The sequence below is a fragment of the Micromonospora sp. NPDC049203 genome (assembly GCF_043197215.1).
Classification (GTDB): Bacteria; Actinomycetota; Actinomycetes; order Mycobacteriales; family Micromonosporaceae; genus Micromonospora.
The window spans coordinates 1-21,745 of the sequence record NZ_JBICSV010000005.1; the positions used below are offsets into that span (position 1 = coordinate 1).

Sequence of the window (21,745 nt, forward strand, 5' to 3'; positions counted from 1 at the left end):
CCGGTCACATTCCGAACCCGGAAGCTAAGCCCTCCAGCGCCGATGGTACTGCACTCGGGAGGGTGTGGGAGAGTAGGACACCGCCGGACAATCTTCCAGTCGAGGGCCGCCCCAGCAGGGGCGGCCCTCGACTGCGTTAGCGTTCTCGGCGGAAACGCCATCAGGAAGGATGTACCTGTGAGCTCAGGACCCCAGGGCGGGGACCGCCCCCGTCGTTACGAGGATCGCGCCGACCGCGGCCAGGGGCGTGGTGACGCCGGCCGCGACGGCCGTCGCGATGACCGTCCCTCGTACCGGGGCGGCCGCGACGACCGCCCGGGCGGCTTCCGTGGTGGCGATCGCGACAGTGGCGCCCGTGGCGGCGACCGTCGCGAAGGCGGCTTCCGTGGCGGTGACCGCCGTGAGGGTGGTGCCCGTGAGGGCGGTTTCCGTGGCGGTGACCGTCGCGAGGGCGGTTTCCGTGGCGGGGACCGCCGCGAGGGCGGTTTCCGGAGCGGGGGTCGCGAGGGCGGCTTCGGCGGTGGTGACCGTCGCGAGGGCGGTTTCCGTGGCGGCGACCGCCGTGAGGGCGGTTTCGGCGGCGGTGATCGTCGCGAAGGCGGTCTCCGGGGCGGCGACCGTGACAGCGGTTTCCGCGGCGGGGAGCGTCGCGAGGGTGGCTTCCGCGGCGGTGACCGTCGCGAAGGCGGCGCGCGTGAGGGTGGCTTCCGCGGGGGCGACCGCCGTGAGAGTGGTGGTTTCCGGGGCGGCGACCGCCGCGAGGCGGGTGCCCGTGACGGTGGTTTCCGTGGCGCTGAGCGTCGTGAAGGCGGCTTCGCCGGTGGCGATCGTCGCGAAGGCGGTTTCCGTGGCGGCGACCGCCGTGAGGGCGGTTTCCGTGGTGGCGACCGCCGTGAGGGTGGCTTCCGGAGCGGGGGCCGCGAGGGCGGCGACCGTCGCGAGGGCGGTTTCCGGGGCGGAGACCGCGAGGGTGGCTTCCGGAGCGGCGAGCGCCGTGAGGGTGGTTTCCGTGGTGGCGACCGCCGTGAGGGTGGTGCCCGTGAGGGCGGTTTCCGGGGCGGTGACCGTCGCGAGAGCGGCGCCCGTGATGGTGGTTTCCGTGGTGGCGACCGCCGCGAGGGCGGCTTCCGTGGCGGCGACCGTGAGGGTGGCTTCCGGAGCGGGGGCCGCGAGGGCGGCGACCGTCGCGAGGGTGGCTTCCGGGGCGGCGAGCGCCGTGAGGGTGGCTTCCGCGGTGGTGACCGTGACGGTGGCTTCCGTGGGGGAGACCGCCGTGAGGGTGGTGCCCGTGAGGGTGGTTTCCGGGGCGGTGACCGCCGTGAGGGTGGTGCCCGTGAGGGCGGCTTCCGGGGCGGTGACCGTCGCGAGAGCGGCGCCCGTGACGGTGGTTTCCGGGGCGGTGACCGTCGCGAGGGTGGTGCCCGTGAGGGCGGCTTCCGGGGCGGCGACCGTCGCGAAGGCGGTTACCAGGGAGGCGACAACCGCCGGGAGAGCTACGCCGGCGGCGACCGTCGCGAGGGCGGTTACCAGGGAGGCGATCGCCGTGAGGGCGGCTTCCGTGGTGGCGACCGTGACGGTGGCTTCCGGCGCGACGATCGTCGCGACGACCGGCGGCCGGGCGGCTTCCGGGGCGAGCGCGACGGTGAGCGCCGTGGCTACGGCGACCGGCCGGGTGGCGACGACCGCCGTGGCAACTACGGCCCGCAGCGGGAGCGCCGGGACGAGCGGGGCGAGGGGCGTACCGGCGAGGCGCCGGAGCTGCCGGACGACGTCGTCGCGAGCGACCTCGACTCGGCCGTGCGGGCGGAGCTGCTCTCCCTCGCCAAGCCGGTGGCGGAGACCGTCGCCCGGCACCTGGTCGCGACCGGTCTGCTGATCGACGAGGACCCGCAGCTGGCGCTGGCGCACGCCATGGCGGCCCGCCGGCTCGCCTCGCGGATCGCCGCCGTGCGGGAGGCCGTCGGACTGGCCGCGTACCACGCCGGTGAATGGCAGACCGCCATCGCCGAGCTGCGGACGTACCACCGGATGAGCGGGCTGCAGAGCCACCTGGCGGTGCTGGCCGACTGCGAGCGGGCGCTGGGCCGGCCGGAGCGGGCCATCGACCTGTTCCGCGGCGCCGACCGCGACAAGCTCGACCAGGCCGTCGCGATCGAGCTGCTGATCGTGGCTGCCGGGGCGCGTGGCGACCTCGGGCAGAAGGACGCCGCGGTGGCGATGCTCCAGGTCCGCGAGCTGACCGGCGACTCGACCGAGCCGTGGGCGGCGCGGCTGCGCTACGCGTACGCGGACGCCCTGCTGGCGGTGGGCCGGCGCGAGGAGGCGCGGGAGTGGTTTTCCCGGGCCGCCGACGTCGACTCCGAGGGTGAGACCGACGCCGCCGAGCGGCTGCTGGAGCTGGACGGCGTGGTCATCGAGGGCGACGACGAGCCGGAGGACGACGCGGACGCGTCCGAGCCGTCGGCCGGGGCCGCCCGCGACAATGACGACGACGAGGATGACCTCGACGACGACGACGACGATGACCTCGACGACGACGACGACGACGATGATGACGATGACGACGACCTCGACGACGACGAGGATGACGACGACCGGGATGACGACGCGCGGCTGAGCGAGGACGACTCCGCCTCGGGTGCGGGCGGGGACGCGGCGCGGGCCGGCTACCGGGACCGGGACGCCGGCGACCTGGACGACGACGAGCTGACCGACGCCGAGGCCGGCTCGCTCGCGGCCGGCACCACGGCGGCCACCGCCGAGGCACCGACCACGCCGGCCACGACCACGCCGGACACCGGCGTGACCGGCGACGGCCCGGCGGCCGACGTCGCCCCGGCGGACGAGGCCGGCCGGCCCGCGCCGGGTGACGCCACGGGCGGCGAGGGCGAGGCGGCGGAGCGCCGATGACCGGGTACGCCGGTGACACCGCCTCCGGCGCGGATCGGGGAGAACCCGACCGCGCCGGGGCGGGCGGTCGGCTGGTCGACGCGTACTCGCTCGTGGTCTTCGACCTCGACGGCGTGATCTACCTGATCGACCGGCCCATCCCCGGCGCGGTCGAGGCGGTCGGCCGGCTGCACGCCGAGGGGCGCGCGGTCGCGTACGCGACGAACAACGCCTCCCGCCGCTCCAGCGAGGTGGCCGACCTGCTCACCGGCATGGGCGTTCCGGCCGAGCCGGCGGAGGTGCTCACCTCCGCGGCCGCCACCGCCGAACTGCTCCGCGACCGGCTGCCCGAAGGTGCGCCAGTGCTCGTGGTCGGCGCGGAGGCGCTGCGCGCCGAGCTGCGCGCGGTGGGCCTGCGGCCGGTGTCCACTGCCGACGAGGAGCCCGCCGCGGTGGCACAGGGCTACGGCCCGCAGGTCGGCTGGTCCGACCTGGCCGAGGCGTCCCTCGCGGTACGCGCGGGCGCGCCCTGGTACGCCACGAACACCGACCGCACGCTGCCCAGCCCGCGCGGCCCGCTGCCGGGCAACGGCTCGCTCGTCGCGGTGCTGCGTACCGCGCTGGGCCGCGACCCCGACGTGGTGGTGGGCAAGCCGGAGCCGGCGCTGTTCACCACCGCCGCGCGGCGGGCCGGGGCCGGGCGCACCCTCGTGGTGGGCGACCGGCTGGACACCGACATCGAGGGCGCCCGCCGGGCCGGGCTGGACAGCCTGCTGGTGCTCACCGGTGTCAGCGACGCCGCCGAGTTGCTGGCCACGCCGCAGGAGCGTCGCCCCGCGTACGTCTCGTTCGACCTGGCGGGTCTGTTCGACCCGGCCGCTGTGGTGGCCGTGCCGGGCCCGGAGAACGCGGGCGGCTGGGCGGTGACGGAGTCCGGCGGGGATCTCGTGCTCGACGGCGCGGGACCGCCGCTGGCGGCCCTCGCCGCGCTGTGCGGGGTGGCCTGGTCGACGGCGGCCGGGCCGTGCGTGCGGGCGCAGTCCCCGGCGGCGGCCGAGGCGCTCGCCGCGTTCGGTCTCGACGGCTGAGGCGCCGGCCGCTCAGAGCAGCTTGCGGAGCTTCATCAGGTCGAACGGGTTCGCCTTGATCGAGACCCGGCGGGAGGCCACCGCCGACATCACGTCGAGCCGGCCGTGCACCAGCGCGACGAGGTCGTCGCTGCCGGTGGTCAGCGCGATCTTCGCCTTCGGGTCGTCGCCGTCGGCGAGGTCGACCAGCCGGCCACCCTCCAGCCGCCCGTGGAACGCGGTGCCGAGGTCGGTGATCCGGCAGGCCAGGGTGCGGTCCAGGTCGATGCGCCCCTGCGCCTCGGCGTTGCGGTCCAGCCGCGCGGCCAGGTCCTGCAACGCCTGCCGGCACTCGTCCACGCTGGCCACATCGTCTCCTCACCACGAACCACGCCGTTCCCGGCACCGTACCGCAATGGGACGTCCGGGGTCCCCGGTAGCGTGGCACCTGCACACCTCGCCCCGCGGAAGGACTCAGGCATGCAGGACGCGTGGCGCGCCTACCTCGAGCTGGCCATGGGCCTGACGGAGGCGCCCCGGAAGAAGGCACAGGACGCGGTCATGCGCGTCGTCGGCCAGGGCGGCGCGACCGCCGCCCAGATCCAGACGCTCGCCGAGGAACTGGTGGCGACCGGCCTGGCGAACCGGGAGTCGCTGACCAAGCTGGTCCGCTTCGAGGTGGACCGGGCACTGGGCGCGGTCGGGCTGGCCACCGCCGACGAGGTCGCCGAGCTGACCCGCCGGGTGCACGACCTGGAGCGGCAGTTGCGTGAGGCGCGCGGCCACCTCGGGCCGGGCGAGACGGCGCCCGCCACCCCGTCCGCCCCCGCCACCGCGCCGTCGGGGGCGGCTGCCTCTCCGCAGACCGGGCCCGCGCACGCTGAGTCGTCCGAGGCAGCACCGGCCGGGACCGAGCCGCCGGCGAAGACGGGCTCGCCCGCCGCGTCCTCCCCGGCGACGACGCCGACGAAGGCCCCCGCGACGACTCCGACGAAGGCGGTGGCGAAGAAGACGGTGGCCAAGAAGGCGATCGCGAAGAAGCCGCCGGCCACCGTGGCCCGTACCCCCGCCGACGATTCGCCCGCCGCGCCCGCCCGGCCGGCGAAGAAGGCCACCGGGCGCCGGGCGGCCGGGTCGTGACCGCGCCCCGGCCCGGCCCGCAGCCGGGCCCGCGGCCCGGGCCACCCCCGGGGGTACGGCCCGCGCCGGTCGAGGAGGTCGGCGAGGCCCGGCACCCGGCGGTCGACGCCGCGGTGCTCGGCATGGCCAACGCCGAGGCGCTCGCCCCGGCCGACCAGATCGCCCAGTACGAGGCGGCGTACGAGACGCTGCGCGAGACCCTCGCCACCATCGACCAGGCCTGAGCAGAGGCGGAGACACACCTGATGGCTCGTCGTACCCGGCTGGACGCCGAACTGGTCCGGCGCGGGCTGGCCCGCTCCCGGGAACAGGCCGCCGCGCTCGTGGAGGCCGGTCGCGTGCAGCTGCGCGGAGTGCAGGCGCGCAAGGCCGCCGCGATGGTCGACCCGGCCGATCCACTGCTGGTCACCGGCGAGGACCCGGCCGACGCATACGTCTCCCGGGGCGGCCACAAGCTGGCCGGCGCACTCGCCGCGTTCGCCCCCGGCGGGCTGACCGTCACCGGCCGGCGCTGCCTGGACGCCGGCGCGTCGACGGGCGGTTTCACCGACGTGCTGCTGCGCGGCGGCGCCGCCGAGGTGGTCGCCGTGGACGTCGGCTACGGGCAGCTCGCCTGGTCGCTGCGGACCGACGAGCGGGTCCGGGTGTTCGAGCGCACCAACGTGCGTACCCTCACGCCGGAGGCGATCGGCGGCCCGGTCGACCTGACGGTGGCCGACCTGTCGTTCATCTCACTGCGGCTGGTGCTGCCCGCGCTGGCCGCGTGCACCGGCCCCGGCGGTGATCTGGCGCTGATGGTCAAGCCGCAGTTCGAGGTCGGCAAGGAGCGCGTCGGCGCTGGCGGCGTGGTCCGTGATCCGGCGCTGCGGGCCGAGGCGGTGCTCGACGTGGCCGCGACGGCCGCCGGCCTCGGCCTCGGCCTGGCCGGCGTGGCGGCCAGCCCGCTGCCCGGCCCGAGCGGCAACGTCGAGTTCTTCGTATGGTTGCGCGGGGACGCGCCCGCCGCGGACCCGGAGCGGGTCCGCGCGGTGGTGGCCGCCGGCCCGCAGGGCGCCGCCGCGACGGCGGCCACGACCGAGGAGGTGTCCGGGTGAGCCGTACCGCGCTGCTGGTCACGCACACCGGCCGTCGACGCAGCACCGAGCACGCCCGCGCGGTGGCCGCCGACCTGATCGCCGCCGGTTTCGAGGTGCGGGTGGTGGCCGAGGAGGCCGACGACCTGGACCTGCCGGGCGTGGTGCCGGTGACCGGCCCGGAGGCCGCCGAGGGCGCCGAGATCGTGTTCGCGCTCGGCGGGGACGGCACGTTCCTGCGCGCCGCCGAGCTGGCCCGACCGGCCAAGGTGCCGCTGCTCGGCATCAACCTGGGCAAGGTCGGCTTCCTCGCCGAGGCGGAGATCGACGACCTGGACACCGCCGTACGCGACGTGGTCGACCGCAACTACACGGTGGACGAGCGGCTCACCCTCGACGTCACCGCCGAGTTCGAGGGCGGGCCGACAATCGAGTCGTGGGCGCTCAACGAGATCAGTGTGGAGAAGGGCGAGCGCGCCCAGATGCTGGAGCTGCTCGTGGACGTGGACGGCCGGCCGCTGTCCCGGTACGGCTGCGACGGCGTGATCTGCGCGACCCCGACCGGCTCGACCGCGTACGCGTTCTCCGGCGGCGGGCCGGTGGTCTGGCCCGAGGTGGAGGCGCTGCTGCTGGTGCCGATCAGCGCGCACGCGTTGTTCAGCCGCCCGCTGGTGACCGCGCCCACGTCGACGTTCGTCATCACCGTCGACCCGTTCACCACCCTGGCGGTGCTCTGCTGTGACGGCCGGCGCGTCTACGACCTGCCGCCCGGCGCCCGGGTCACGGTGCGCCGGGGCACGCTGCCGGTGCGCATCGTGCGGCTGCGGGCCCGCCCGTTCACCGACCGGCTGGTGGCCAAGTTCGACCTGCCCGTGCAGGGCTGGCGGGGCAACCGCCGCTGACCAGCGGCTCAGCGGAAATTCTCCGTTCGGCCCACCGGCCCCGGCGCTCGCGCGCGTTACGGTGGGCGTACGGGCCGCGAAGAGGTGAGTCCGGGCGCGGCGGTGAGGCCCGTCGTTTCCCGGATGCGGCCCGTCTGTCGCGGGCTCGGCCAGGGGGTGGTCGGGACCGCGACGGTCGGGACGCCGGAGCGTCGCAGCCGGCCCGCGGCGGGCGGACCGGCACGCCGAGTCCGGTCGGGTGTCGACCCCGGCCGGGCCGACAGGTCGCAGGGCCGCCGCCGGAGGAAGCGGCGGCACGCGAACTGGGCGACGCGGTCTCCGGCGTCCCGGCCCCACTCCGTCGTGCCCGTGTCGACCTGGCGCCGATGCGGCGTCCCGGTGACCCGGCGGCGGGCCGACAAGGACGACCTGGGCGCACTGTGGACGTCGCCGCGGGAGGCGCCGCATCGGCACGGGCTGAACCGTACGGGTGCCCGCGCCCCGCCCGGGCGGCTGGTCAACTGTCACACGGCGGGGCTACTGTCGGGTGCTGTGCTGGAAGAGCTGCGCATCACCGGACTGGGCGTCATCGAGGACACCACGCTGCCGCTGGCCGCGGGGATGAACGTCATCACCGGCGAGACCGGCGCCGGCAAGACCATGGTGGTGACCGGCCTCGGCCTGCTCTTCGGCGGCCGCGCCGACGCCGGCCGGGTGCGCGCCCAGCCGGGCCGCGCGGTCGTGGAGGGCCGGCTGCGGCTGGGCGGCCGGGTGGCCGAGTCGGTGCACGCCCGGATCCTCGACGCCGGTGGCGAGCCCGACGAGGACGGCGCGCTGCTGCTCAGCCGCACCGTCACCATCGAGGGCCGCTCGCGCGCGCACCTGGGCGGTCGCGCCATGCCGGTGGCCACGCTCGGCGAGGTCGGCGAGCAGGTGCTGGCCGTGCACGGCCAGTCCGACCAGCTGCGCCTGCTGCGCCCGGCCGAGCAGCGCGCCTCGCTCGACCGGTTCGCCGGGCCGGAGCACGAGAAGCTGCTCGACGCGCTGCGCGAGACGTACGCCAGGTGGCGCACAGTCGTCGATGACCTGGCCGACCGGCGGCGCAACGCCCGGGAGCGCAACCAGGAGGCCGACCTGCTGCGCCTGGGCCTGGACGAGATCACCCGGGTCGACCCGCAGCCGGGGGAGGACGAGGAGCTGAAGGCCGAGGCGCAGCGGCTGGAGCACGCCGAGGGGCTGCGCACCGCCGCGCAGGTGGCGCAGCAGTGCGTGGCCGGTGGCGTGGAGCCGGCCGACGAGACGCCGGACGCGAGCGCGCTGCTCGGCACCGCGCGGCGCACCCTCGAGGCGCAGGCCGGCACCGACCCGGCGCTGGGTGAGCTGGCGGCCCGGCTGGAGGAGGCGGCCACGCTCGTCACCGACGTGTCAGCGGAGCTGTCGGCCTATCTGGCCGCGCTGGACGCCGACCCGGCCCGCCTGCAGACCGTCTACGAGCGGCGGGCCGCGCTGCGCGGGCTGACCCGCAAGTACGCCGACGACGTCGACGGCGTGGTGGCGTGGGCCGAGCGGGCGCGGACCCGGCTGTCCGATCTGGACACCTCCGACGAGTTGCTGGACGAGCTGGACCGCGAGGCGACCCGGCTCGCCGGTGAGGTGGCCGACCTCGCCGGCCGGCTGTCGGCGTCCCGGCGGGAGGCAGCGGTCCGCTTCGCCGAGGAGGTGACCGTCGAGCTGGCCGGGCTGGCCATGCCGCACGCCCGCATCGAGGTGGCGGTGCTGCCGCGCCCGGCGGGCCGGTCCGAGCCGAGCCTGCCGGTCAACGGCGTCGAGACCGGCGTCGGCGCGGACGGCGCCGACGAGGTGGAGCTGCGGTTGCTGGCGCACCCGGGCGCACCGGCGCTGCCGTTGCAGAAGGGCGCCTCCGGCGGCGAGCTGTCCCGGGTGATGCTCGCCATCGAGGTGGTCTTCGCCGGTTCCGGTGGCCCGCCCACGCTGGTGTTCGACGAGGTCGACGCGGGGGTCGGCGGCCAGGCCGCGGTGGAGATCGGTCGCCGGCTGGCCCGGCTGGCCCGCAGCCACCAGGTGCTCGTGGTCACGCACCTGCCGCAGGTGGCCGCGTTCGCGGACCGGCACCTGGTGGTGGCCAAGGACACCGGGGGAGCGGTCACCACCAGCGGGGTGCGTGTGGTGGAGGACACCGAGCGCGCCCGCGAACTGGCCCGGATGCTCGCCGGTTTGCCGGACTCGGATCTGGGTATCGCCCACGCCGAGGAACTCCTGGCAGTGGCGGCCAAGGAAAGGCGTCCGTGATACCCCGATTGTGAGCGCAAGCACACCGGCGCGGGTCCCGGTGTGCTTCCCTGGGTAGGCGGCCCTGCTCAGGCATGTCGCGACAGCAAAACCTGCCTCACATGCCAGGATGGTCACGATGCGTCTACCCACACTGCGCCGGAGCCGGAACCCGGAGCCGGGCTCCATCGTCGGCACCGCGCGCCTGGACCGCCGGACGAAACGGCTGGTCGGGCGGCTGCGGCCCGGCGACATCGCGGTCATCGACCATGTCGACCTGGACCGGGTGGCGGCCGACTCGCTCGTCGCGGTGGGTGTGGCGGCGGTGCTGAACGCGAAGCCGTCGGTCTCCGGCCGCTATCCGAACCTCGGGCCCGAGGTGTTGGTCTCGGCCGGCATCCCGCTGCTGGACGATCTCGGCGAGGGCGTCTTCGAGCAGGTCCGCGAGGGCGACCGGGTCCGCATCGAGGGCAACACCGTCTTCGCCGGCGAGGAGCCGGTCGCGCACGGCTCACTGCAGGACGCCGAGACCGTGGCCAAGTCGATGGCCGACGCCCGGGAGGGCCTGTCGGTGCAGTTGGAGGCGTTCGCCGCCAACACGATGGACTACCTGCGGCAGGAACGCGACCTGCTGCTCGACGGCGTCGGCGTGCCGGAGATCCAGACCCAGATCCAGGGCCGGCACTGCCTGATCGTGGTGCGCGGCTACGACTACAAGGCCGACCTGGACGTGCTGCGCCCGTACATCAGGGAGTTCAAGCCGGTGCTGATCGGCGTGGACGGCGGGGCCGACGCGCTGGTCGAGGCGGGCTACACGCCTGACATGATCATCGGGGACATGGACTCGGTCACCGACGACGTGCTGCGCTGCGGCGCCGAGGTGATCGTGCACGCCTACCCGGACGGGCGGGCGCCCGGTCTGGCCCGGGTCAACGGGCTCGGCGTGCCGGCGATCACCTTCCCGGCGGCGGCCACCAGCGAGGACCTGGCCATGCTGCTGGCCGATGAGAAGGGCGCCTCGCTCCTGGTGGCGGTGGGCACCCACGCCACCCTCGTCGAGTTCCTGGACAAGGGACGCGGGGGCATGGCGTCGACGTTCCTGACCCGGCTCAAGGTGGGCGGCAAGCTGGTCGACGCCAAGGGCGTCAGCCGGCTCTACCGGCAGAGCATCTCCGGGTCGTCGCTGCTGCTGCTGGTCCTGTCGGCGCTGGCCGCCATGGCCTCCGCCGTGGCGGTCTCCACCGTCGGGAAGGCGTATCTGGGCGTGGTCTCCGAATGGTGGGACAATTTCGTGTTCCAACTCGGCCAGCTCTTCTAGCCCTCCCGACGATCAAGAGGCTGCAAGCGTGATCAACTTTCGTTACCACGTGGTGTCCCTGACCGCGGTGTTCCTGGCACTGGCGATCGGCCTGGTGGTCGGCACGGCCGCCCTCAACGGGCCGGTCGCCGACTCGCTCCGGGAGCAGGTGAACGGCCTGCGTAAGGACAACTCGCTGATGCGCCAGTCGGTGAACAGCATGCAGAAGCAGTTGGAGACCGAGGAGGACTTCGCCGGCGAGATGGCCCAGCTCGTCCTGCCCGGCAAGCTGACCAGCCGCCGGGTGCTGGTGCTCACCCTGCCGACCGGCCGCGACCAGGCCGACGGCGTGGTGAAGATGCTCCAGACCGCCGGCGCCGACATCACCGGACGGATCAACGTCCAGGACAAGTTCGTCAACCCGGACAGCAACAACAACCTGCTGGAACTGGCGGTCACCGCGGCCCGGCCGAACAGCGCGCCGACCGGCAACCTGCCCGGCAACGGGCACGGCGTGGAGACATCCAGCGCGCTGCTGGCCAACGTGCTCGTCGACCGTCCGGCCGGAAGCCCGCCGGTCAGCGAGGCCGACCGGCGTGCCGTGCTGGAGCAGTACGCCACCGCCGGGTACCTCACCCCGGCGGACCGGATCTCCACCGCCGCCGAGGCGGTGGTGATGGTCACCGGCCAGCCGTACGTGGACAAGGACTCGGCGAAGAAGGACGAGTCGGTGGTGAAGATCGCCGAGCAGTTCGACCGGGCCGGCGCGCTGGTGGTGGCCGGCATGGGCTCGACCGGCGGGAACCTCGTCTCCGTGGTCCGCGGTGACCCGGTGCTGTCGCAGACCATCTCCACCGTCGACAACGCCAACACCGTGCAGGGTCAGCTCGCCACCAGCCTCGCCCTGGCGGAGCAGCTCACCGACAAGAAGACCGGCCAGTACGGCGTGGGCGACAACGCCGCCACCCGGGTGCCTACACTGCCCCGGTGACCGCTCCGGGCCGCCCGGTCCGTGCCGCGTCGCGTTCGAAGTCCGGATCGAGGAGGTCCCGTGAGACTGGGTCGGCTGCTGGCCGTGGGCGCGGGCGCACTGGCCGCCCGCTACGTGCTGCGCCAGACGCGCACGTCGCCGGGCGGGCCGGCGCTGGAACGCACCAACTACCGGGGCCGCACGGTGACCCTGGCCGCCGGTCCGGCCCTGGCCGTCGGCGCGGCCACCGGGGCCGCGCTGGGCGCCGGTAGCGCACCGGCCGGCGCCGCCGCGCTCGTCGCCGGGCTCGGCGCGGGCGCTGTCGGCCTCTACGACGACGTGGTCGGCGCCCGTCCCGAGCAGAAGGCCGCCAAGGGCTTCGCCGGGCACCTCGCCGCGCTGCGGGAGGGGCAGATCACCGCCGGGATGGTGAAGGTCGCCGGGGTGGGCGTGGCCGGGCTGGGCGCCGCGGCGCTGCTGGCCGCCGACCGCCGGGTCGCCGCGCACCCGCGCCGCCGCAGCGCCGGGGCGTTCGGCCGCGGGGTCGACGTGCTGCTCGGCGCCGGCGTGGTGGCCGGCACCGCCAACCTGGTCAACCTGCTCGACCTGCGGCCCGGCCGGGCGCTGAAGTCCGGCATGCTGCTCGGTGTGCCGCTGACCACCGGCCCGTACGGCGGCGTCGCGGCGGGCGCTGTCGGCGCCTCGGCGGCACTGGTCGGCGACGACCTCGGCGAGCGCGTCATGGTGGGCGACAGCGGCGCCAACGCCCTGGGCGCGCTGCTCGGGGTGAGCCTCGCCGCGCGTACCGGGCCACTGGGCCGGGCCGGGGTGCTGGCCGTGCTCGCCGCGCTCACCGCCGCCAGCGAGAAGGTCAGCTTCACCCAGGTGATCGCGTCCACGCCCGGGCTGCGGCATCTCGACGAGCTGGGCCGGCTCTCGGACTGACGTGACGAAACCGGCTCCTCTCGCCGCCGCCGGCCGGGTCGCCGGGGCGGCCGCCCTCATCGCCGTCCTCACCGTGTTCAGCCGGCTCGCCGGCTTCGGCCGGACCGCCGTGTTCACCTGGACGCTGTCCACCAGCGACCTCGGCGGCGCCTACGTGGTGGCGAACTACGTCCCGAACTTCATCTTCGAGATCGTCGCCGGTGGCGCGCTCGCCAGTCTCGTCGTACCGCTGCTGGCCGGCGCGGTCGAGGCGGGTGACCGGCGGGCGGTGGCCGCCACGACGGGCGCGCTGCTGACCTGGACCTTGACCCTGCTGGTTCCGCTGGCCGTGCTGGTGGCGGTGTTCGCCGATCCGCTGCCGGGCCTGATCGGCAACGGTCTCAGCACGGCCCAGCAGGAGTCCGGGGCGCGGATGCTGCGCGTGTTCGCGCCGCAGCTGCCGCTGTACGGCGTGGGCATCGTGCTGACCGGCGTGCTCCAGGCGCACCGCCGCTTCGCCTGGCCGGTGATCGCGCCGCTGCTGTCCAGCGTCACTGTCATCGCCGTCTACCTCGGCTTCACCGCCACCGAGGGGCGGCTGGCCACGATCGGCGAGGCCGGGCGCGGCGGCGAGTTCCTGCTGTCCGCCGGCACCACGCTCGGCGTGGTGGTGCTCTCGCTGTCGCTGCTGATCCCGCTGCGCCGGCTGCGGCTGCGGATCCGGCCGGGCTACCGGTTCCCGGCCGACGCACGGGCCCGGGTCGGCGGTCTGGCGGTCGCCGGGGTGGTCACCGTGACCGCGCAGCAGATCGCGCTGGTGGTCGCGCTCAACCAGGTCACCTACGGCCGGACCGCCGACGTCGGCGTCTACAACCTGGCCCAGACCGTCTACTTCCTGCCCTGGGCGGTGCTGGCGGTGCCGCTGGCGGTGGCCGCGTACCCGACGCTCGTGGCGGCCCGGGCCACCGGCGACGAGCGTGCCTACCGGGAGACGCTGGCCCCGGCGGTACGCGGCGTCGTGCTGCTCAGCCTGCTCGGCGCCGCCGCGCTGGTCGGCACCGCCATTCCGGTCGGGCACTTCTTCTTCGCCGACCCGCTCGACGCGCGTACCGCGGCGGCCGCGATCGCCGGGTTCGCGCCCGGCCTCGTCGGCTACGGCCTGTTCGCGGTCCTCACCCGCGCCCTGTACGCGCGCGGCGAGACGCGCCGGGCCACGGTCGCCACCGCGCTCGGCTGGCTCAGCGTGCCCGCGCTCGCCGTCCTCGCCGCCCAGGCGCTCCCGCTCGCCGACCGGGTGCTCGCGGTGACGCTGGCGAGCTCCGCCGGGATGCTGCTGCTCGGCGTGCTGCTGCTCGTCGCGGTCCGGCGGGCCGCCGGTGGCGGGGCGCTCGCCGGTGCGGGCCGGGCCGGCGCCGCCGGGCTGCTCGCCGCCGTCGTCGCGGCGGGCGGCGGGACGGCCGTCGCGGCGGGACTCGCCGGGCTCGGCGACGGCACCCCGACGACACCGCGGGCGCTCGCGCAGGGCATGCTGTCCGGGGTCGTGGTCGGTGTCCTGTTCCTGGCCGTCGCCTGGCTGACCGACGCCCGCGACCTGCGGCCGCTGCTCGCGGCCGTGACCCGCCGGCTACGCCGGCGACGCCCGGCCGGCGGGGACGACGGCCCGCCGGCGCAGCAGCACCCCGGCGAGCGGGGTGACGGAAGGGAGACCGTTTCCTCATGACGGACGCCTCGCCGGCACCGCGCTGGCCCGGGTCGGTGGCCCTGGTGCTCGCCTCCAGCACCGGCGGGGTCGGGCAGCACGTGCGCTCGATCAGCCGGGGGCTGACCGAGGCCGGCGCGTCCGTGCTGGTCTGCGGCCCGGCCGCCACCGAGGAACAGTTCGACTTCACCGCCGCCGGGGCCCGGTTCGCGCCGGTGGAGATCCCGGCCAGCCCCACGCCGGGCGACGCGCGCGCGGTCACCGCGCTGCGCCGGGCGCTCGCGGACACACCTGTCGACGTGGTGCACGCGCACGGGCTGCGCGCCGGCCTGGTCGCCGCGCTCGCCCGCCCCGCCGCGCCGCTGGTCGTCACCTGGCACAACGCGGTCCTCGCCGGTGGCCTGCGCGGCGCGGTGTCCCGGCTGGTCGAGCGGGTCGTCGCCCGGTCCGTGCGGGTCGCCCTGGGCGCCTCCGCCGACCTGGTCGACCGCGCCGCCGCGCTCGGCGCCGCCGACGCCCGCCTGGCCCCGGTCGCCGCGCCGGTGCTGCCCGCGCCGCGTCGCCGCCGCACCGCGGTACGCGCCGAGTTCGGCGTCGCCGCCGACCGTGAGCTGATCCTGTCAGTGGGTCGACTGCACCCGCAGAAGCGGTACGACGTGCTGATCGACGCCGCCGCCCGCTGGCGCACCCGCACCCCCGCCCCGCTCGTGGTGATCGCCGGCAGCGGTCCGGCGTACCTGCCGCTGGCCGCCCGGATCTCGGCCGCCCGCGCGCCGGTGACGCTGCTCGGGCACCGCACCGACGTGGCGGACCTGCTGGCCGGTACCGACCTCGCCGTGGTGACCAGCGACTGGGAGGCCCGACAGTTGTTCGCGCAGGAGGCGCTGCGGGCGGGCGTGCCGCTCGTCGCGACCGCCGTCGGCGGGCTGCCGGACCTGGTCGGCGACGCCGCCGTGCTGGTGCCGCCCGGTGACGTGGACGCCGTCGACGCGGCGGTGCGCGACCTGCTCGGCGACCCCGTACGCCGGGCCGAACTGGGTCGCCGTGGGGTGGTGCGGGCCGCTACCTGGCCCACCGAGGCGGACACCGTGGCCGCGCTCGCCGGCCTCTACGCCGAGCTGACGCCCCAGCTGTCGACCGGGAACCGCTGATGCTGCGCAGACTGACCCCGGTCCTGCTGACCCTGATCGTGGTGGCGCTGGGCATCACCGCGCTCTCCGCCCGTCCGGACGACGGCGCGTCCCGGCCCGGCGCCGACTTCGTGGTGCTCGTCGGCGCGGCGGGCCTGCGGTGGGACGACGTCGACCCGGAGAACACGCCGACGCTGTGGCGGATGGCCGAGCAGGGCGCGATCGGGTCGCTCTCGGTGCGCTCCGCGCACCGTCCCACCTGCCCGGTCGACGGGTGGCTCACGCTCGGCGCGGGGAACTACGCGGCGTGGCCCGGCGCCCGCCCGGGTGGCGGCTGCCCGGCCACCTCGGTCACCGTCGAGCGGCCCGACGGCATCGGCGCGAACCTGCCCGACCAGGCCGGCGCGGTGGCGCACAACCAGGACCAGCTCTCCTGGGGCGCCACGCCCGGCGCGCTGGCCGAGTCGGTGCGCTGCTCGGTGGCGGTCGGGCCGGGCGCCGCGGTGGCCGCCGCCCGCCCGTTCGGGCGGGTCGACAGGTACGCCCCCACGCTGCCCGAGGACCCGGCGGAACTGCTCGGCTCCTGCGTGCTGAGCATCGTCGACATCGGCACCGTCGACGACGACGACCGAGCCGTACGGGCCGTTCAGGCGCGGCAGGCCGACGCCCGGCTGGCCCGGGTGCTGGCCGCCCGGCCGCCGCGCTCGCTGGTGCTCGTCGCGGGCGTGTCCGACACCGACTACCCGGCGCGGCTGCACGTGGCGGTCGCCGACGGCCCCGGCTGGGAGGGTGGCTGGCTGACCTCGCCGAGCACCGCCCGGTCCGGCTACCTGCAACTGATCGACCTGGCCCCGACGGTGCTCGCGGTGCTCGACAAGCCGATGCCGGACCGGGCGTTCCTCGGCCGGCCGGCGGTGACCGTCGACGACCGGCCGGACGACCTGCGGGCCGCGATCGAGGCGCCCGCCGACGCGGACCGGGAGGCCGCCGCCCAGCGCCGCGTCGCCGGCTGGTTCTTCACGCTGCTCGCCGCCGCCCAGCTCGCCCTCGCGGTGGCGGTGCTGCCGCTGCTGCGCCGGGCCCGCCGGCACGCCGGACCGCACGGGCCGGAACCGGTGTCCCGGCGGATCGTCGCAGTGGTGGAGCTGCTGCTGATCGCGGTCGCGCTGGCAGTGCCCGCGGCGCTGCTCGCCGACGCCGTGCCCTGGTGGCGGGGGGACCACGCCGGCCTGTGGTACGCGTCGGTGACCGCGCTGCTCATCGTCGGCGGCACGGCCCTGGTCCGGTTCACTCCCGGCCACGAGCGCACGCTCGGCCCGCTCGGCGCCGTCGCCGGGCTGGCCACGCTCGTCGTGGGTGTGGACGTGCTCACCGGCTCCCGGTTGCAGCTCAACGGCGTGGTCGGCTACTCGGCGCTGGAGGGCGGCCGGTACGCCGGTCTCGGCACCGTCGGGCTGGGCGTGTTCATCGCCGGGGCGCTGCTGAGCGGCGGCTGGCTCGCCCAGCGGTTCCGCAAGGGCTGGCGGCCGATGGTGATGGTGACCGTCGGCGGCCTGGCCGTCGTGATAGTGGGCAGCCCGTACCTGGGCGCCGACTCGATCGGGGCCATCGCGCTCACCGCCGGGGTGAGCGTCGCGGCCGCCATCTGCACCGGCGGCTGGCTCACCGTGAGCCGGCTGGCCTGGGCGACGATGGCCGCGCTCGCGGTCACCGTCGGCTTCGCCCTGGTCGACCTCGGTCGCCCGGCGGCCGAGCGGGGCAGCCTGGGCCGGTTCCTTGCCGCGCTCGGCGACGGCACCGGCGGGCTCACCGTGCACCGGTCCGGCAGCTCCAACTTCCAGACGCTGGTGAACAGCCCGCTGACAGTGCTGGCCCTGGCCGGGGCCGCGCTGGTCTGGCTAGCGCTGCTGCAGCCGTGGGGCGGGCTGATGCGGCTGTTCGGCATCTACCCGGCGATCCGGGCGGCGATGGCCGGCACCGGCGTGGCCGTCGGGCTGGGCGGCGTACTCGGCGGGCGGGCGCTGGACGTGGCCGGCGCGGCGGCGGCGCTCGTGGTGCCGATGGCGGCCCTCGCCGCGCTGCGGGTGCTGGACCACTCCACCGACCGTACGGTGCCCGACAGCGGGCGTCCCGGCGGGGAGACGGGCGCGGTCCCACCGGGCGGCGGGCCGGGAGGTGGCGGCGCGGCCGGTGACGGTTCCGGCGGCGACCGGGCGGCTGCCGACGGCGCGGCCGGGGCGGGCGACGGCCCGGGGGAGACCGGGAAGCCGGCCGGGCGGGACTCCGCAGGCGAGGAGGCGCCGGAGGGCCCACGTGCCGCCGGTGCGCGGATCCCCGCACAGCCGGCCCCGGCGTCCACCGAGATCCCCGCCGGCTGAACCGGACCGTCCGGGCCGCCGTGCCGGGTCGCCGCGCCGGGCCGGAGAGGGCCGTCGCGCCGGGCCGGAGAGGGTCGCCACCGGCCCCACGTGCGCCGACAGCGGGTGCGACGCCGGCTCACGGTCCGGATGGTGTTACCGTGGAATCCCGTGGATCGCGTGATCACTCTGCTGATCGGCACGGCGGTTCGCACGACCGCTACGGACGACACGGGAGCAGGCGTTGGCCCCTACAGCACGGACGACCAGGCACATTTTCGTCACCGGGGGCGTCGCCTCCTCGCTGGGTAAGGGCCTCACCGCCTCCAGCCTCGGCAGTCTGCTGACCGCGCGCGGACTGCGCGTGGTGATGCAGAAGCTCGACCCGTACCTGAACGTCGACCCCGGCACGATGAACCCGTTCCAGCACGGCGAGGTCTTCGTCACCGAGGACGGCGCCGAGACCGACCTCGACGTCGGCCACTACGAGCGGTTCCTCGACCGGGACCTCTCCGGCAAGGCGAACGTCACCACCGGCCAGATCTACTCGGCGGTGATCGCCAAGGAGCGGCGCGGGGAGTACCTCGGCGACACGGTGCAGGTCATCCCGCACATCACCAACGAGATCAAGGCCCGCATCCGCGGCATGGCCGACCCGGACGCCGACGGCCAGGTGCCCGACGTGGTGATCACCGAGGTCGGCGGCACCGTCGGCGACATCGAGTCGCTGCCGTTCCTGGAGTCGATCCGGCAGATCCGCCACGACCTGGGCCGGGACAACTGCTTCTACCTGCACGTGTCGCTGGTGCCGTACCTGGCGCCGTCGGGCGAGCTGAAGACCAAGCCGACCCAGCACTCGGTGGCGCAGCTGCGCAGCATCGGCATCCAGCCCGACGCGCTGGTGCTGCGCTGCGACCGGGAGATCCCGGAGAAGGTCAAGGAGAAGCTGTCGCTGTACTGCGACGTCGACCGGGAGGCGGTCACCGCCGCGCCGGACGCGCCGAGCATCTACGACATCCCCAAGGTGCTGCACCGCGAGGGCCTCGACGCGTACGTGGTGCGCCGGCTCGGCCTGTCGTTCCGCGACGTCGACTGGACCCGCTGGGACGACCTGCTGGAGCGGGTGCACCAGCCCCGGCACACGATCACCGTGGCGCTGGTCGGCAAGTACGTCGACCTGCCCGACGCGTACCTGTCGGTGAGCGAGGCGATCCGGGCGGCCGGGTTCGGCCACCGCGCCCGGGTGCAGCTCAAGTGGGTGCCCAGCGACGACTGCGTGACCCCGGCCGGTGCCGCCGCCGCGCTGTCCGGCGTCGACGGCATCGTGATCCCCGGCGGTTTCGGCGTGCGCGGCATCGAGGGCAAGGTCGGCACCGCCCGGTACGCGCGGGAGAACGGCGTCCCGCTGCTCGGCCTCTGCCTCGGCCTGCAGTGCATGACCATCGAGGTGGCCCGGCACCTGGCCAACCTCGACGAGGCGAACTCGCTGGAGTTCGACGAGGAGGCAGTGCACCCGGTCATCGCCACCATGGCCGACCAGGAGGACATCGTCGCCGGGCGCGGCGACCTGGGCGGCACCATGCGGCTCGGGGCGTACCCGGCGAAGCTGGCCGAGGGCTCGATCGTCGCCGAGGCGTACGGCAGCACCGAGGTCAGCGAGCGGCACCGGCACCGGTACGAGGTGAACAACGCCTACCGCGACCAGCTCGCGAAGGCCGGCCTGAACATCTCCGGCACCTCGCCGGACGGGCGGCTGGTCGAGTTCGTCGAGCTGGACCGCACCCTGCACCCGTTCTTCGTGGCCACCCAGGCGCACCCGGAGCTGAAGAGCCGCCCCACCCGGCCGCATCCGCTGTTCGCCGCGTTCGTCGGCGCCGCCGTGGCGTACTCGCAGGCCGACCAGCTGCCGGTGGACCTGGACGGCGCGTCGAAGAAGACCGGCCGCGGCGGCGGCGCGAAGGCGTCCGGGAAGTGAGCGGCGTCGAGCACCGCTATGAGGTGACCGGCCGCCGGGAGATCTGGTCCGGCCGGATCTTCTCCGTGGTCAGCGACGACGTCACCATGCCCGGCGGCGGCAGCGCGACCCGCGACTACGTGCGGCACGTCGGCGCGGTCGCCGTGGTGGCGCTCGACGACGCCGGTCAGGTGGTGCTGATCCGCCAGTACCGGCACCCGGTCGGCCGGCACCTGTGGGAGCTGCCCGCCGGTCTGATGGACGTCGGCGGCGAGGACCTGGCCGCCGCCGCGCTGCGGGAGCTGGGCGAGGAGGCGGACCTCACCGCGGGGCGCGTCGACGTGCTCGTCGACCTGCACAGCTCGCCCGGCTTCACCGACGAGGTGGTCCGGGTCTTCCTGGCCCGCGACCTGGCCGACGTGCCGGCCGAGCAGCGGCACCACCGCCACGACGAGGAGGCCGACCTCCAGGTGGTGCGCGTGGACCTGGACGAGGCGGTGCGGATGGTCCTGGCCGGCGAGATCACCAACGCCTCCTGCGTGGCCGGACTGCTCGCCGCCGCCCGCGCCCGCGAGACCGGCTTCACCGAGCTGCGCCGCCCGGAGGCGCCGCTGCCGCGCTGACCGGCGACGACGCGAAGGGCCGCCCGGCGTACCGCGCCGGGCGGCCCTTCGCGGTAGTTCACGTCCGTCCGGCGTCGCCGCGGCGCCGGTGCGAAGATGACATCGAACTCTGTCCCGTCGGCGGGTGACGTCTCCACCGGGCGGCCCGAGGGGTTGCCTGACAGACCGTCAGGACCAGCGGCCACCGGATGTCACAGTGTCGCGGCCGGTGGACCTTCCACGGGCCTAGACTGCCGCCGGCGGGACCGGCAGACCGCGCCGGCAACGGAGCCGGCGCGGCGCCGCGCAGTCGGGGGTGAACCGCCCCGGAGGAAGGTGTCTGCATCGTGAAGGTCGGAATCCCCCGCGAGGTCAAGAACCACGAGTACCGGGTGGCGATCACACCCGCGGGCGTCAACGAGTTCACCCGCCACGGCCACGAGGTCTTCGTGGAGGCAGGCGCGGGCGTCGGTTCCAGCATCACCGACGACGAGTTCGCCGCCGCCGGCGCGAAGATCCTGGCCACCGCCGACGAGGTGTGGGACACCGCCGAGCTGGTGCTCAAGGTCAAGGAGCCGATCGCCGAGGAGTACCACCGGATGCGCGAGGGGCAGGTGCTGTTCACCTACCTGCACCTGGCCGCGTCCCGCGAGTGCACGGACGCGCTGGTCGACCGCAAGGTCACCGGCATCGCGTACGAGACGGTCGAGCTGCCCGACCGGTCGCTGCCGCTGCTGGCCCCGATGTCCGAGGTGGCCGGCCGGCTCGCCCCGCAGGTGGGCGCCTTCTACATGATGCGCACCGGCGGCGGGCGGGGCGTGCTGCCCGGCGGCGTCTCCGGCGTGTACGCGGCGAAGACCGTGGTCATCGGCGCGGGCGTGTCCGGCCTGAACGCCGCCGCCATCGCGCTCGGCCTGCAGTCCGAGGTGCTGCTGCTGGACAAGAACGTGGCCCGGCTGCGCCAGGCCGACGCCATCTACCGGGGCCACCTGCAGACGGTCGCCTCCAACGCGTACGAGATCGAACGGGCCGTGCTCGACGCGGACCTGGTCATCGGCGCGGTGCTGGTGCCCGGCGCGAAGGCCCCGAAGCTCATCTCCAACGAGCTGGTCTCCCGGATGAAGCCGGGCAGTGTGCTCGTCGACATCGCCATCGACCAGGGCGGCTGCTTCGAGGACTCGCGCCCGACCACGCACGCCGACCCGGTCTACAAGGTCCACGACTCGATCTTCTACTGCGTGGCGAACATGCCGGGCGCGGTGCCGAACACCAGCACCTACGCGCTGACGAACGTCACCCTGCCGTACGCCCTCGAACTGGCCAACCAGGGCTGGCAGCAGGCGCTGCGCAACGACCCGGCGCTGGCGCTGGGCCTGAACACCCACGCCGGCAAGGTCGTCTACGGGCCGGTTGCCGAGGCGCACGGCATGGACGTGCTGCCGCTGGACGAGGTGCTGAGCTGACCGACGCCGC

17 protein-coding genes, 1 rRNA gene and 1 pseudogene are annotated in these 21,745 nt (G+C 75.3%); 17 read left to right on the forward strand and 2 right to left on the reverse strand.

Translation table 11 applies throughout. The features are described 5' to 3' along the window. Positions 1–89: ribosomal RNA gene (gene rrf, locus ACGFIA_RS15330) — 5S ribosomal RNA — on the forward strand; the annotation flags it as partial. A gap of 94 nt (positions 90–183) precedes the next feature. On the opposite strand, the gene ACGFIA_RS15335 is transcribed toward rrf, so the two are convergent. After that, positions 184–1,854, reverse strand: a complete 1,671-nt coding sequence (locus ACGFIA_RS15335) for a hypothetical protein (protein ID WP_393260481.1) — start codon at positions 1,852–1,854, stop codon at positions 184–186. Here ACGFIA_RS15335 and ACGFIA_RS15340 point away from each other — a divergent pair. Both ACGFIA_RS15340 and ACGFIA_RS15345 read left to right on the forward strand, forming a co-directional pair. Continuing rightward, positions 1,831–2,518, forward strand: a pseudogene (locus tag ACGFIA_RS15340) (Replicase polyprotein 1ab); the annotation flags it as partial. The gene ACGFIA_RS15335 and the pseudogene ACGFIA_RS15340 overlap by 24 nt on opposite strands. Positions 2,519–2,906: 388 nt before the next feature. Next, positions 2,907–3,977, forward strand: a complete 1,071-nt coding sequence (locus tag ACGFIA_RS15345) for an HAD-IIA family hydrolase (protein WP_357388288.1) — start codon at positions 2,907–2,909, stop codon at positions 3,975–3,977. 12 nt (positions 3,978–3,989) lie between these two features. On the opposite strand, the gene ACGFIA_RS15350 is transcribed toward ACGFIA_RS15345, so the two are convergent. Continuing rightward, positions 3,990–4,325 (reverse strand): SCP2 sterol-binding domain-containing protein, encoded by a 336-nt coding sequence (locus ACGFIA_RS15350; protein ID WP_357388290.1) that lies wholly within the window; start codon positions 4,323–4,325, stop codon positions 3,990–3,992. A gap of 111 nt (positions 4,326–4,436) precedes the next feature. On the opposite strand from ACGFIA_RS15350, the gene ACGFIA_RS15355 reads away from it, so the two are divergent. From ACGFIA_RS15355 to ald, 14 genes are all read left to right on the forward strand, one after another. Further along, on the forward strand, positions 4,437–5,096 hold the full coding sequence (locus tag ACGFIA_RS15355) for a hypothetical protein (protein WP_357480567.1): 660 nt from the start codon (positions 4,437–4,439) through the stop codon (positions 5,094–5,096). Beyond that, a complete protein-coding gene (locus tag ACGFIA_RS15360; RefSeq protein ID WP_357388294.1) occupies positions 5,093–5,320 on the forward strand; it encodes a hypothetical protein in 228 nt (75 codons plus the stop codon). The genes ACGFIA_RS15355 and ACGFIA_RS15360 overlap by 4 nt, the downstream gene beginning before the upstream one ends. Before the next feature lie 21 nt (positions 5,321–5,341). Then, a complete protein-coding gene (locus ACGFIA_RS15365) occupies positions 5,342–6,190 on the forward strand; it encodes a TlyA family RNA methyltransferase (protein WP_357388296.1) in 849 nt (282 codons plus the stop codon). Beyond that, the gene (locus ACGFIA_RS15370) at positions 6,187–7,071 is read left to right on the forward strand and encodes an NAD kinase (protein WP_013285580.1); all 885 of its coding nucleotides are present in this window, start codon (positions 6,187–6,189) and stop codon (positions 7,069–7,071) included. Before ACGFIA_RS15365 ends, ACGFIA_RS15370 begins: the two co-directional genes overlap by 4 nt. A gap of 531 nt (positions 7,072–7,602) precedes the next feature. After that, complete coding sequence (recN, locus tag ACGFIA_RS15375) at positions 7,603–9,360, forward strand: DNA repair protein RecN (protein ID WP_357388298.1); 1,758 nt, start codon at positions 7,603–7,605, stop codon at positions 9,358–9,360. A 118-nt stretch (positions 9,361–9,478) separates the two neighbouring features. Beyond that, on the forward strand, positions 9,479–10,657 hold the full coding sequence (steA, locus tag ACGFIA_RS15380) for a putative cytokinetic ring protein SteA (RefSeq protein ID WP_357472858.1): 1,179 nt from the start codon (positions 9,479–9,481) through the stop codon (positions 10,655–10,657). A 28-nt stretch (positions 10,658–10,685) separates the two neighbouring features. Then, positions 10,686–11,627: a copper transporter gene (locus ACGFIA_RS15385; protein ID WP_357388302.1), complete on the forward strand. Its 942-nt coding sequence runs from the start codon at positions 10,686–10,688 to the stop codon at positions 11,625–11,627. Between the two features lie 60 nt (positions 11,628–11,687). Next, positions 11,688–12,551 carry a hypothetical protein gene (locus ACGFIA_RS15390; RefSeq protein ID WP_357388304.1) on the forward strand — a complete coding sequence of 288 codons (864 nt, stop codon included), beginning with the start codon at positions 11,688–11,690 and terminating at the stop codon, positions 12,549–12,551. A 1-nt stretch (position 12,552) separates the two neighbouring features. Continuing rightward, entirely contained in the window at positions 12,553–14,250 is a 1,698-nt protein-coding gene (gene murJ / locus ACGFIA_RS15395) for a murein biosynthesis integral membrane protein MurJ (RefSeq protein WP_393260487.1), read from the forward strand. Then, positions 14,247–15,380, forward strand: coding sequence for a glycosyltransferase family 4 protein (locus ACGFIA_RS15400; RefSeq protein WP_393260490.1), 1,134 nt, complete (start codon positions 14,247–14,249; stop codon positions 15,378–15,380). Before murJ ends, ACGFIA_RS15400 begins: the two co-directional genes overlap by 4 nt. Further along, positions 15,380–17,737 (forward strand): hypothetical protein, encoded by a 2,358-nt coding sequence (locus ACGFIA_RS15405; RefSeq protein WP_357388310.1) that lies wholly within the window; start codon positions 15,380–15,382, stop codon positions 17,735–17,737. The genes ACGFIA_RS15400 and ACGFIA_RS15405 overlap by 1 nt, the downstream gene beginning before the upstream one ends. Before the next feature lie 223 nt (positions 17,738–17,960). After that, complete coding sequence (locus ACGFIA_RS15410; protein WP_393260493.1) at positions 17,961–19,691, forward strand: CTP synthase; 1,731 nt, start codon at positions 17,961–17,963, stop codon at positions 19,689–19,691. Then, positions 19,688–20,293: an NUDIX hydrolase gene (locus tag ACGFIA_RS15415; protein WP_357388314.1), complete on the forward strand. Its 606-nt coding sequence runs from the start codon at positions 19,688–19,690 to the stop codon at positions 20,291–20,293. The genes ACGFIA_RS15410 and ACGFIA_RS15415 overlap by 4 nt, the downstream gene beginning before the upstream one ends. Positions 20,294–20,619: 326 nt before the next feature. Further along, the gene (gene ald / locus ACGFIA_RS15420) at positions 20,620–21,735 is read left to right on the forward strand and encodes an alanine dehydrogenase (protein WP_174537683.1); all 1,116 of its coding nucleotides are present in this window, start codon (positions 20,620–20,622) and stop codon (positions 21,733–21,735) included. Positions 21,736–21,745 lie beyond the last annotated feature (10 nt).